Here is a 12,577-nt window from a genome sequence, read left to right as displayed (position 1 = left end):
GACCTGCACCCCCAACGGGTTCGGTGATGGACGGGGCCCGCACACCATAACTGGCGGCCCGTCAGATGTCTTCGGTGCCCTGCTCGTCGCGGGCGGCAGATGACTCGCCGTCCTCGTGGGAGGTCCGGGACTCGCCCGCCACCACCAGTCCCGGCAGCAGCTCCTCGATCTGCGCCCGGTCGGGCGCGGACATCCCGCAGTCCGTCACCAGCGTGTCGACCTCGTCCAGCGCCGCGAACGAACTCAGCCCCACCGTGCCCCACTTGGTGTGGTCGGCAACCACGACGACGCGCCGCGCCGCGTGCACCAGCCGGCGGTTGGTCTCCGCCTCCGCCAGGTTCGGGGTGGAGAGCCCCGCCTCGACCGAGATGCCGTGCACACCGAGGAAGAGCACATCGAAGTGGAGCGAACGGATCGCCCGGTCGGCGACCGGCCCCACCAGCGAGTCCGACGGAGTCCGTACGCCGCCGGTGAGCACCACCGTGGCCGCCCCGGGACGCGGCCCGCTCCCGCCGCCCGCGCGCTGAGCGGTGTGGAACACATCGGCGACCCGCACCGAATTGGTCACCACCGTCAGATCGGGCACCTCCAGCAGATGCTGCGCCAGCGCGTACGTCGTCGTTCCACCGGACAGCGCGATCGCGCTGCCGGGCACGGCCATCGCGGCGGCCGCCCGCGCGATGTCTTCCTTGGCACTCAGCTCCAGGCCCGACTTGGCCTCGAATCCGGGCTCGTGCGTGCTCGCCTCGACGACCGGCACCGCACCGCCGTGCACCTTCTCCACCACGCCCTGGCGCGCGAGCGCGTCCAGGTCACGGCGGACCGTCATGTCTGAGACGTTGAGCTTCCTGGTGAGCTCGTTGACCCGGACACCGCCCCGCCGCCTGACCTCGTCGAGGATCAGGGCGCGACGCTGCTCGGCGAGCAGGTTCTGATTCTCGGTCACGGGCGTGCCGGTCCTTTCGTACGGTCGAATGCAGCGGTCGCACACGGGTGGAATCGGGTGCCGCGCGAACCGGAGTCCGTACGGTCTGTGGGCGATTGCTCATCCTCGCACGCGCCCAGGTTCGCCGGACCTCGGGGAGATTCGGCGAGAACCGTTGGACGGCCGCTCCCCCGGCCGTGATCCTGGGAGGCCGCACCCGGCACCGCCCGCGCGCAAGACGATCGTCCCATCGGCAGCACGCCATCACGAGAGCGAGACATCGAGTGCCCCGTGTCACACCGTCCCCCGACGACGACGGCGGGCCCGCGCTCGAACTGCTGGTGCACGGGGTCGGCGGCACCACCCCCCAGGAGATGCTCGGCGATCCGCGGACGGTCCGGGTCACCGGTGACGAGACCGCCGCCATGTACCGCCGCGCCGACGACGTCGAAGCGGACGTCCCTCCGGCGGACCCGGACGACCCCGAGGAGCCCCGCGACCTGCCGGTTCCCGAGGCGTACGTCTGGTGCAACCTCACCTCCGGCAACGGCGCCCGCGCCCTGTGGCTGCTCCTGCTGCCCTTCATGGTCGCCAACCTCGCCCACTGGATGCAGCCCAACACGGCGGGCCTGAAGAAGACCGTGCGTGTGTACGGGGTGCTGGTGCGGCTCGTCGCCCTCAGCCTCACTGTGCTGCTCGTCGCCGCCGCCTGCGAGGTCGCCCTCGACCTGACGGCCTGGCAGTGCGCGGGCTCGCCGGACTGCTCACGCGACAAGTCCTGGCTCGGCTTCGCCTCGGCCGCCCAGGGCGGCTGGTGGGCGCAGCCCGGACGTCGGCTCGCCCTCGCCGCCCTCGCGCCCGCGGCACTCACCGGCCTGCTCTGGTACCTGTCCCACCGCACCTGGAGCGCCTACGAGTCGCAGCGGCCACTGCCGCCCGGCGCGGAGCCCGACCCGGACGAGCCGACCGAACGGCCCGCCCTCGGCCTGCCCGGCTTCTGGTACGGCCGCAGGCTCGTCTCCCGGCTGCGCGCCGCCCACACCGCCGCCGGTTTCCTCACCGTCGCCGCCGCGCTCGCCGGCGCGGGGGCCCGCTACGACCGGCGGGCCTCCGGACCCCTCCTGGAGAGCTTCGGCTGGGCCATCGAGGCATCCCTGGCGGCGGGCGCCGCCGTGGTGGTCTGGGTGGTCTGCCGCCGGGGCCGCAGCGAAACGCGCCTCGACCTGAAGCTCGACGGGGCCGTCGTCACCCTGCTGCCCGGATCGGCGCTCGCCCTGCTGGCCCTGTCGATGCTGTACGCCGCCTGGTCCCGCCCCGGCTGGGAGTCCGGGGGCAGGCTCCCCGGGGACTTCACGTTCGGGGTGATCGCACTCGCCCAGGGCGCGCTGGTCGTCGGCCTCGCCGTGGTCGCGCCCGCCATGTACCGGCGGGCACCCGACGCGCGTACGGCGATGCGCGGCTTCGGCGGACCGGCCGTCGCGATGCTGGCCTGCGCGCTCGGCGGCGTCATGACCGGGGGAGTGGCCCAGCGCGTCGGCGACTGGCTCGACGGGCCTGGCACCCCGGGCGAGGAGGGAGGCAGCATCGAGGGGCCCCCGGTGCTGCTCACCTGGCAGGCGTCGGTCATCCCGCCCCTGCTGGTCGTCCTGTTCGCCCTGGGCGCCGTCCTCGCCGTACGCACCTGGCGCGCCGGGCGGGCGCTGGCCGCGGAGGTCGAGGCCGACTATCCGGGCGAGGACCCGGACCTGGCACGCACCCGGCGGATCGCGCGCATCCGCGCCAGGGCCTCCCTCACCGACTCCGCCCCTTCGATCCTCGGCGTCACCTCCGCCGCGACCCTGGTGCTCGGCGCCGCCGCGCTGGTGGGCGCCTGGACGACCGGGCAGGTGCCGGGCAGGGCCGCGGCGGACGCCCCCGACTTCATGGCATCGCTGGCCCAGACCGCGCAGGCACTCGGCTCCTGGATGATCGGCTTCGGCTTCATACTGTTCTGCACCTGGGGCCGCCGCGCCTACCGGGACCCCGCGGCCCGCCGCACCATCGGCATCCTCTGGGACGTCGGCACATTCTGGCCGCGCGCGGCGCACCCCTTCGCGCCCCCCTGCTACGCCGAGCGCGCCGTCCCCGACCTGACCTGGCGCATGGCCACCTGGACCGACCGCACCGGCGGGCGCCTCGTCATCTCGGGACACTCGCAGGGCAGCGTGCTGTCGGCCGCCGCCGTCTGGCAGCTGCCGCCGCGCACCCGGCGCCGCGTCGCGCTGCTCACCTACGGGTCACCGCTTGAGCGGCTGTACGGGCGCTGGTTCCCGCTGTACTTCGGCCCCGCCTGCCTGGACGGGCTGCGCCAGGAGGTGCACTGCTGGCGCAATCTGTGGCGCCCCACCGACCCGATCGGCGGCCCGGTGCGCGTCACGAGCGCCACGCAGCCCGAAGTGGACCGGGCGGCGCTCAAGGACCCGCTCGCCTACGGCCGCACCCGTGAACAGCCGCTGCCCGCGCCCGTCCTGGGGCACTCCGAGTACCAGGCCGACCCGGCCTTCGACGAGGAGAGGACCGCCCTGCTGGACCGGCTGCCACCGGCCACGCTGCCCCGCCAGCGGCCCGAAGCCGTCCGGCCTCAGGGCAGTTCGGGCAGGTCGTCCGGGTAGAGGAGGGTCAGGTCGTCCTTATTCATCTCGGCGAGCTGGGTGACCCGGCCCGCGTGCCGCTCCACCATCGACTCGAAGGTCTGGCGCGCGGTACGGCCGTTGCCGAAGGCGGGCCCCTTGGGCAGCGCCGTGAAGTACTTCAGCAGCGCCTCGGCCGTGCCGTCGGCGATCCGGTACTCGTGGTCGTCCGCCTGCTGTTCCACGATTCGCAGCAGCTCGTCGGGTACGTAGTCGGAGAAGGTGATGGTCCGTGAGAAACGGGACGCCACACCGGGGTTGGTGGTCAGGAAGCGGGCCATCTCCGCCGTGTACCCGGCGACGATCACGACCACCGCCTCCCGGTGGTCCTCCATCAGCTTCACCAGGGTGTCGATGGCCTCGCGGCCGAAGTCGCGCCCCGAGTCCTCGGGGGACAGCGCGTACGCCTCGTCGATGAACAGCACACCGCCGCGCGCCCGGTCGAAGGCCTCCTGGGTGCGGATGGCCGTCGAGCCGATGTGCTCGCCGACCAGGTCGACCCGGGACACCTCGACGAGATGACCGCGCTCCAGCACTCCGAGCGAGGCCAGGATCTCGCCGTACAGCCGTGCCACGGTCGTCTTGCCGGTGCCGGGGGAGCCGGTGAAGACCAGATGGCGGCGGACCGAGGCGGCCTTGAGGCCCGCCTCCTGGCGACGCCGGCCGACCTCGATCATGTCGGTGAGCGCGCGCACCTCGAGCTTGACGCTCTCCAGGCCCACCAGGGCGTCGAGTTCACCGAGGACGGCCTTGGGCGACCGGGCCGGTTCCGCGGCCGGATCGGGCCCGGTCACACCGTCGACGGGACGCTGGCCCGGGATCGCGCTGAGCAGCCCGGGGGACTGCGTCGCGGTCAGTACGACGGGGGCCTCCTGGGCCGGCGCCCGTACGCCGCTCTCGTCGCTGGTGCAGTCCTCGACCAGCTGCCCGTCCTCGGCGAACTCGTAACCACCGCGCGCACAGCGCTCGGTGCGGCAGCGCGTCAGCGTCGTGCGGCAGCCGTCGATCACATGGAAGCCGTAGCCGCTGCTGCCCGTGACCCGGCAGCTGTCGAAAGTGCCGCGCCCCTCGGCGGAGACGTAGAAGCCCGCCTCGGCGGGCGCGGTGACGGTACAGCGCTCGATGCGCGGATCGGCGCCCTTGGTGACGATGACGCCGGTCTGCGCGCCGTCGATGGTGCAGCCGGAGAGGGTGCCGCCGCTGCCGTGGTCGCGGAACCAGGCGCCCGTCGACACCTCGCGGATCCGGCAGTCGTCGAGCTGCGCGGTCGCGCCGTCGCTCACCGAGACGGCCGTGTTGCGCACCTGGGACAGGTCGCTGTCGACGACATCGGCGCGCGAGCCGCGGTCGAGGACGAAGAGCGCGTCGGGAACGTCGTGCACCCGGCAGGAGTCGAGGACGGCGGTCGCGCCGTCGCTGATCCACACGGCCGGATAGTCGCCCGTACTGTCGTGGATCTCGCACTGGTTGGCGTCCACCCGGGTGCCCGGGTCCCAGACCGACAGACCGTTGCGGCCGAAGCGGCGCACCGTGGAGCGGGTCAGGGTGAGGACCGAGCGCGAGCGCAGATCGATCGCGTTCTCCGGGATGTCATGGATGTCGCAGTCACAGAGCGTCAGCACGGCGTCGGTGTCGAGGGTGATGCCGTCGGCCGAAGTGCGGTGCACGGTGCAGTCGGTGAGATGGGCGGAGCCGCGCGCGGTGATCTGCACGCCGGTGCCGTTGACCTCGTACACCTCGCAGCCGATGGCCTCCAGGCCGCTGCCCTCGCCGGTGACGCTCAGGCCCGCGCCCGAGGTGTGGTGGATCCGGCAGCGCTCCAGGCGCGGGTGCCCGCCGCCACGGACCGAGACGCCCGACTGCCCGGCCGCGACCACCTCGCACTCCTCGAAGACACCGCCCGCACCCTCAAGCACGCCGATGCCGATGCCCGCCGGGTTGTCGATGGTGCAGCGGCGCACGGTGGGCCGGGCGGCGCCGCGTACCTCGATGCCGACCGCGGAGCGGGTCACGATCCGCAGGCCGCTGAGCTCGGGGGTGCCGTCCTCGACGAGCAGGGCTGGCGCGGCCGAGTCCTGCCCTTCGATGTGCAGGTCCTGGACCACGGCCGAGGCGCGGACGGTCAGTGCCACACCGTCGACGGGGGCGATACGGACCGAGCCGACGGTGCCCTCGGGGCCGCGCAGTGTCACGGCGCGCTGGACAACGAGGTTCTCCCGGTACGTCCCGGGAGCGACGGTGAGGATGTCGCCGTCTCCCGCGGCCTCCAGGGCTGCGGCGAGAGAGGCGTATTCGCCTGTGCGGCGCCGCCACCGCGATGTGCCGCTGTGCGTCACCTGGACCGTGCCCTGTGCCATGACGTTGCTGTGCCCCCACCTTGTGCCGACGATCTGGCCGCCCCACCGTAGCGCGAGGAGAGACGGGGAGTTGACCGGTCAGCCGTGCCGGGCCGAGGGGTGCCCGGCGGCTCTCCGCGGTGTCGCGCGGCCCGGCGCCGGGGCCTGCGGAGCCCCTACGACGCTCCTTCCCGCTGCTCCCGGCACGCCCGGGGCAGCGGAGACCCCGTCAGCCCCCCTGCTTCCGCCTTGCAATCGCAGGCACCGGGCACCGCTGCCTTTCCCCCGCAGAATCGCCGGACGTGCCTCGGCCGGCTCAGCTGCCGGCGTCCGTGCGGCCCCAGTCGGGTCCGGCCCTGGCCCAGTCCTGGTCGAGACGGGTGTACCGCCGCTGCATGAGACGCCATACGACCAGGCGCCTGCCCCCTTCGATGAGCGCCACACTCGCCGCTCCCGCGCCGATGCCCGCGACTGCGGCGTGGGTGCCTGCCGTGCTGGTGTCCATCGGGCGGTCGACAACGTGGCCCCGCTCGTCCGTCCACATACGGAACCGGTCGCCCGGCCGCACCCCCTGCCGGGTCGTGGTCACTACGTCGGTGTGCCGGCTGCCGTCGGACGCCGTCCAGTCGGCGACGACCCGCACGCGCGCCGACCGCTCCGAAGGCACCTCGGGGTCCGGGACCGTGATCGGCCCCGGCGCCGTTCGTACGACGACGGCTGTCGTGAGGTGACGCTGCTGGTGCTGGACGCGCACCGATTCCTGAAGCGCCGTGTTGGCCAGCGCCCCGCACACCCAGCCTGTGGCCGGTGCGGCCAGGGCGATCAACAGGACGGCGGCGAGCATCGCCCATGCCTCTATGAGGTCGGTCGTACGGCGCAGCGGATTGCGCCGCCAACGCCAGACTCCCGCTGCTGTGCGCACAGTCCCTCACCCCCTTCCGCGACCGTACGACTTCCCATGGGGACGGGTCCTATTCGACGATCTCCACCGGATCACCGACACGGAGCGTCCCGGTCCCCTCCGGCACCAGGTTCTGGCCGAAGATCAGCCGGTCACCGACGCGCCGGTGACGGGCGAGCGTGCGCAGCGGCTCCTTGCCGCGCTCCGCCGTCCGCTGGTCGGTGGTGGTGACGACACAGCGACCGCACTGTTTGGCGACCCGGAAGGTGATCTCGCCGATCTTGATCCGCTTCCAGTCGTCCTCCGCCCAGGGGGCGGCGCCGTCCAGTACGACGTTCGGCCGGAAACGGTTCATGGGAAGTGGGCCCTCGTCGGAATGGTCACCCTGGGCTATCAGTGAGTTGAGTGCGTCGAGGGAGGCCAGCGTGGCCACCAGGAGCGGGTAGCCGTCGGCGAAGCTCACCGTCTCGCCGGGCCGCGCGAACTGCGGGTCGACGGGGCGGCGGTGCGCCGGCTCGTCGAGATGGACCAGGCGCACCTCTGTGCCCAGGTGGTCGCTGAGCCAGGCGTGTGCCCCCGCGTCCGCCTCGACCACCTCGACCTTGTCCTTCCAGATCTCCACCCCAGTGGTGACCGTGGGCTGCGGTACGCCGACCGTCAGCGTCTCCAGGCCGGGTGCGGACAGCCGGATCCCGCCGTCCGGCAGCGGCTCGGCACGGGCCAGTGCCAGCCGCGGATGCGGACGCTGGGTGACGACCTTGCCGACCGGGTCGACCAGCATCCACCTGCGGTCCCCGCTGAGTCCCCACGGCTCGACCTCCGCCTCGCCCGGCGCGCACCCTGCCAGTGACTTGACCGGATAGACGTGGACCGCATGGAGAACGGGGTTCAGCATGCAGTCATTCTGCCAGCCGGGTCGGACACCTGGTCGAGCCGGTCAGTACCCCCTGCCCTGGTACTGGCGGTTGTACGGGTCGTCGTACGGCGAGGGAGCGGGCGCGGGGCGCGGCGCGGCCGGGCGCATCGCCTCGTACCCGGTGGCGGACCCCGGGCGCTGCTGGGGCTGCTGGGTGCCGGGGTAGCCGCGGGGCGCCGCCTGCTGCGGGATGTAGGGCGCCGGGACGTACTGCGCGGGGGCGGCGTACTGCAGCGGCATGGGCTGCTGCGCGGCCTGCGGGTAGCCGTACGCGGGCTGCTGCTGGTACTGGGACTGGCCGGGACCGAGCGCGGGCATCGCCGCGGGAAGAGCCGGCAGATAGCTGTTGCCGGTGTCGTACGCGGAGGGGACTCGGATGGGCGCGATCTGGGGTGTACCCCGCTCTGCGACGAGGGAGTCGTAGATCGGAGTGTCGGGGAAGGACGGGGCGGAGTAGTAGCCGCCGCCGTAGGTGGAGCGGGGGGAGGTCATGGCACATAAGTTAAGCCGAAGATGTTGTGGTTGGGGAGCCCGATAAGAGGGTTGTTTTGCGTGTTGTGAGTGATGACGGATCCCTAATCCGAGCGAACTTGGGGAAATCGGTCGCCGTGGAGTGTTGGGATCGTGTAAAGAACGCGCTGGCCACGGGTTACCCGCGGCCGGCGCGTGATCTTCAGCAGGTCGTCGGGAACCCCGCCAGCCGCGGGGGAATAGGTTGGCCGTGCGGTATTTTCCAGACACCCGGACTCGTGATGGGGGCGAGCATGTCCATGCTTAAGGGAACCAATGTTCCGGTGCCGGCAGCGGCCGTGCGCGTCGAATTGGGCTGGCGTTCGGCGCCCGGCGTGCCGGACGTCGACGCTTCGGCCCTCCTGCTGGTGTCGGGAAAGGTGCGCTCCGACGCGGACTTCGTCTTTTACAACCAGCCCGTGCACGCCTCGGGTGCGGTCAGGTACGACGGGAAGACACCCGGCGGGGACACCGTGACGGACGTACTGACCGTTGACCTCGCGCGCGTGGAGCCCAACGTCGAGACCGTGGTGGTGGCCGCCTCCGCCGACGGCGGCAACTTCGGTCAGGTGCCGGGCCTCTACGTCCGGGTGCTCGACGCGGCCAACGGCACCGAGATCGCGCGCTTCGATAGCCAGGACGCGAGCGTCGAGACGGCCTTCGTCCTCGGCGAGCTCTACCGGCGCCAGGGCGCCTGGAAGTTCCGTGCGGTGGGACAGGGCTACAGCAGTGGCCTTGAGGGGCTGGCCAGGGACTTCGGCATCAGCGTCGACGAGCCCCAGCAGGCCGCCCCCGCCCCTGCCGCGGCCCCTGCTCCGGCCGCCGTGCGGGCTCCCGCGCCGGTGCAGGCACCGCCGCCGCCCCCCGCCCCGCCAGCCGCGCCTCCCGCCACCGCCCCGGTCCGGCTGACGAAGATCACGCTCACCAAGGAGGCCCCGACCGTCTCCCTGTCCAAGCAGGGCAGCACCACGGGCACGATGCGCGTGAACCTCAACTGGGAGGTGCGCAAGCAGTTCAAGGGGTGGGGCGCCAAGCTCGGCCGGGCCATCGCCATGCACGGCGACCTCGACCTCGACCTGTGCGCCCTGTACGAACTGACCGACGGCCGCAAAGGGGTCGTCCAGGCGCTCGGCAATGCCTTCGGCTCGCTGAACCAGCCGCCGTTCATTCATCTCGACGGAGACGACCGCACGGGCGCCGTGAGCAGCGGCGAGAACCTGACGGTCAGTCTGGACCACAAGGACCAGATCCGCCGCGTCCTGATCTTCGTTGCCGTTTATGAAGGCGCGCGCTCATTCGCGGATCTGCACGCCACGGTCACGCTCACACCACAGCACGGCGCCCCCATCGACTTCTCGCTCGACGAGTGCACCGTGCCTTCGACCGTCGCCGCACTGGCCCTCATCACCAATGAGGGCGGCGATCTGACCGTGCGCCGAGAGGCCCGCTATCTCGTACCCGAGCGCGGAGTCAGCCCGCAGCGCACCATCGACTACGCCTATGGCTGGGGCATGAACTGGACCCCCGGCAGGAAATGACCGCCCGGCGATCAGCGTCCACCGGCCGGTGATCCAGCGGTCGTTGATCGAGTGGTCGCTGATGCGGCCGGTGACGCGGTTGTCCGGCGCGGCAGCCGCTTTGCGGTTCGGCCGCGCGAGCCATTCACCGGCTCAGCGGTCCGGCGCGGTCTCGGGACGGGCGTACGTACGCCCTTTCCAGGCCGCGCCGCGCCCCCGGTAGTGCTGCACGGCCGAATCGACCGTCATCAGCAGATAGAGCACCGCGGTGAACGGCAGCGACAGCGCGAGCCACAGAGGCTGCCGGTAGTGGCGGAGCATCGGCAGGTACGTTCCGGTCATCACCGCCCACGCCAGACCGCCCGCCCAGGAGGCAGCCGCGTCGCCCGACAGCAGACCGGCGCACAGCGCGACCGGCGGCGCGAGATACACCAGCGCGAGCCCCGCGACCGTCCCCGCGAGCAGCAGTGGTCTGTGCCGCAGCTGGGCGTACGCGCTGCGCGACACCATCCGCCACAGATCACTGAGCCGCGGATACGGGCGCACACTGTCCACCCGCTCCGCGAGCCCCAGCCAGATCCGGCCGCCGGCCCGCCGCACCGCCCCGGCCAGCGACACATCGTCGATCACCGCGCCGCGGATCGAGTCCGGCACACGCGCGTGCACCGCGGTTTCGGTCCGCAGCAGTACACAGCCGCCCGCGGCGGCCGTAGTCCTGGCGCCCGCCCGGTTCACCCATCGGAAGGGATAGAGCTGGGCGAAGAAGTACACGAAGGCGGGCACGATCAGTCGCTCCCACACACTGACGACCCGCAGCCGTGCCATCTGGGACACCAGGTCGAGATCGTTCGAGCAGGCGGCGGCGACCAGCTCGCGCAGGCTGTCCGGCTCGTGCGCGATGTCGGCGTCCGTCAGCAGCAGAAACTCCGGCTCCCGGACACGGGCCAGCGCGATGCCGTGCCGCAGCGCCCAGAGCTTGCCGGTCCAGCCCGGCTGCGGTTCGCCGGGAGAGGCCACCGTGAGTGGCAGCCCGCCGTGCCGGACCGCCAGCGTCCGTGCCAGCTCGCCCGTACCGTCCGTGCTCCCGTCGTCGATCAGGAAGACCTCGGCCCGCCCCGGGTAGTCCTGCGCCAGCAGGGACGGCAGGCTCGAAGGCAGCACCTCGGCCTCGTCGCGCGCCGGGACGACGACGGCGACATCCGGCCAGCGGGCCGGGGCCTCGCGCCGGGGCAGCCTTATGTCCGTACGCCAGAAGAAGCCCTGACCCAGCAACAGCCACACCCACGCGACCAGTGATCCCACGGCAATCCAGGCAAGGGCACTCATCCGCCGAAGTCTGCCCCACCCCGACGGTCGCGCAAGGGCGGTCGACTATGGTGACCGGGTGAAGATCGCGCTGATGGACTCGGGAATTGGCCTGCTGCCTACGGCCGCCGCGGTACGCCGACTTCGGCCGGACGCCGCACTCGTGCTGTCCTCCGACCCGGACTCGATGCCCTGGGGACCACGTACCCCCGAGGACATCACCGTGCACGCGCTCGCCGTGGCGAAGGCCGCGGCGGCGCACCACCCCGACGCGCTGATCGTGGCCTGCAACACCGCGTCCGTGCACGCGCTGCCCGCGCTCCGCGCGGAACTGGAGCCGCACATCCCCGTGATCGCCACGGTGCCGGCCATCAAGCCGGCCGCCGCGAGCGGCAGACCCGTCGCCATCTGGGCCACGCCCGCCACCACCGGCAGCCCCTATCAGCGCGGACTCATCCGCGACTTCGCCGGCGGTGTCACCGTCACCGAAGTGCCCTGCCCCGGGCTCGCCGACGCGGTGCAGCACGGCGACGAGCAAGGCATCGACGCGGCCGTCGCCGCCGCCGCCGCTCTCACTCCGAACGATGTAAGGGCCGTCGTCCTGGGCTGCACCCATTACGAACTGGTCGCCGAGCGCATCCGGGCCGCCGTTCAGCAGCAGGACCGCCCGCCCGTGGTACTCCATGGATCCGCCGAAGCCGTGGCAGCCCAGGCGCTGCGCCGTATCGGCGCTCGGCCCGCCCCCGCCGCCACACCGGACCACGGGCTCACCGTGCTGCTCAGCGGCCGTGACAGCCCGCTGCCCCGGCAGGCACTCGGGTACGCGGAAGGCCGGCTGCTGGACGTCGTCAGCACCGTGCGCTGACCGGCGCCCGCCGCAGAGGTACGCGACGTGGCGCTGCCATGAGCGCGGAACGTGAGTAGTCTGCTATGTATGAGGGACCACCCCCACGGCGAGGGGCGCAGCTCCGAGCCCACTCCCCAGACCTGGACCGGCCGCGCGACCAACCGTGGCCAGTGGCTGCTCGCGGCCGCCGGCGCCGGATGTCTGGCGCTCGGCATCGAGCTCGCGGTCGACTCCGCGTGGACCTCCGGCCTCGCCCCCCTGGTGATGTCGGTCGTCGGCTGCCTGGCGGCGGGCCTGCTGATGCTCTACGGCACGCTCGCCTTCGTACATGTGGCGGTCAAGGTCGACCGTGACGCACTCGAAGTGCGCTGCGGCCACATGGGTCTGCCCCGCTGTCGTATCCCGCTCGACCATGTGGTGGGCGCCGAGTTCGCGCCGAGACTCACGCCGCACCAGTGGGGCGGCTGGGGATACCGCTGGCGCCCGGAGAAGGGGACGGCAGTGATCGTCCGCAGGGGCGAGGGCATTGTCCTCAAGCTCGGCGACGGCAGGACCTTCACCGTCACGGTGGACGACGCGGAGGCGGCGGTGCGTGTCATCCACGACCTGCTGAGCCGCGCCATCCCCGGCAGGGCCGCCGGGGCCTGACCC

10 protein-coding genes are annotated in these 12,577 nt (G+C 72.3%); 4 read left to right on the top strand and 6 right to left on the bottom strand.

What is annotated here, in order from left to right; all coding sequences use genetic code 11:
• Positions 1-61: 61 nt before the first annotated feature.
• Complete coding sequence (locus ABCR94_RS26470) at positions 62-946, bottom strand: DeoR/GlpR family DNA-binding transcription regulator (protein ID WP_347122549.1); 885 nt, start codon at positions 944-946, stop codon at positions 62-64.
• Between the two features lie 242 nt (positions 947-1,188).
• Here ABCR94_RS26470 and ABCR94_RS26465 point away from each other — a divergent pair, with 242 nt between their 5' ends.
• Complete coding sequence (locus tag ABCR94_RS26465; RefSeq protein WP_521978000.1) at positions 1,189-3,576, top strand: hypothetical protein; 2,388 nt, start codon at positions 1,189-1,191, stop codon at positions 3,574-3,576.
• On the opposite strand, the gene ABCR94_RS26460 is transcribed toward ABCR94_RS26465, so the two are convergent.
• The 4 genes from ABCR94_RS26460 to ABCR94_RS26445 form a co-directional block, all read right to left on the bottom strand.
• Positions 3,546-5,951 (bottom strand): right-handed parallel beta-helix repeat-containing protein, encoded by a 2,406-nt coding sequence (locus ABCR94_RS26460; protein WP_347122547.1) that lies wholly within the window; start codon positions 5,949-5,951, stop codon positions 3,546-3,548. The two genes, ABCR94_RS26465 and ABCR94_RS26460, sit on opposite strands and share 31 nt — an antisense overlap.
• 295 nt (positions 5,952-6,246) lie before the next feature.
• Positions 6,247-6,852, bottom strand: coding sequence for an Rv1733c family protein (locus ABCR94_RS26455; RefSeq protein ID WP_347122546.1), 606 nt, complete (start codon positions 6,850-6,852; stop codon positions 6,247-6,249).
• Between the two features lie 49 nt (positions 6,853-6,901).
• Positions 6,902-7,726: an MOSC domain-containing protein gene (locus tag ABCR94_RS26450; protein WP_347122545.1), complete on the bottom strand. Its 825-nt coding sequence runs from the start codon at positions 7,724-7,726 to the stop codon at positions 6,902-6,904.
• Between the two features lie 42 nt (positions 7,727-7,768).
• Positions 7,769-8,239, bottom strand: a complete 471-nt coding sequence (locus ABCR94_RS26445; protein WP_347122544.1) for a DUF6643 family protein — start codon at positions 8,237-8,239, stop codon at positions 7,769-7,771.
• Between the two features lie 260 nt (positions 8,240-8,499).
• Here ABCR94_RS26445 and ABCR94_RS26440 point away from each other — a divergent pair, with 260 nt between their 5' ends.
• The gene (locus ABCR94_RS26440) at positions 8,500-9,795 is read left to right on the top strand and encodes a TerD family protein (RefSeq protein WP_347122543.1); all 1,296 of its coding nucleotides are present in this window, start codon (positions 8,500-8,502) and stop codon (positions 9,793-9,795) included.
• 132 nt (positions 9,796-9,927) lie between these two features.
• Here the strand turns inward: ABCR94_RS26440 and ABCR94_RS26435 are convergent, their stop codons facing one another.
• Positions 9,928-11,100 carry a glycosyltransferase gene (locus ABCR94_RS26435; RefSeq protein ID WP_347122542.1) on the bottom strand — a complete coding sequence of 391 codons (1,173 nt, stop codon included), beginning with the start codon at positions 11,098-11,100 and terminating at the stop codon, positions 9,928-9,930.
• 58 nt (positions 11,101-11,158) lie between these two features.
• Here ABCR94_RS26435 and ABCR94_RS26430 point away from each other — a divergent pair, with 58 nt between their 5' ends.
• On the top strand, positions 11,159-11,944 hold the full coding sequence (locus ABCR94_RS26430; protein ID WP_347122541.1) for a glutamate racemase: 786 nt from the start codon (positions 11,159-11,161) through the stop codon (positions 11,942-11,944).
• A 69-nt stretch (positions 11,945-12,013) separates the two neighbouring features.
• Positions 12,014-12,574 (top strand): hypothetical protein, encoded by a 561-nt coding sequence (locus ABCR94_RS26425; protein WP_347122540.1) that lies wholly within the window; start codon positions 12,014-12,016, stop codon positions 12,572-12,574.
• The last annotated feature ends 3 nt before the right edge of the window (positions 12,575-12,577 follow it).

This window comes from Streptomyces changchenzhani, from assembly GCF_039766235.1.
Lineage (GTDB): Bacteria > Actinomycetota > Actinomycetes > Streptomycetales > Streptomycetaceae > Streptomyces.
The sequence above is the reverse complement of the archived record's forward strand: the minus strand, read 5'-3'. Positions and strand labels throughout refer to the sequence as shown.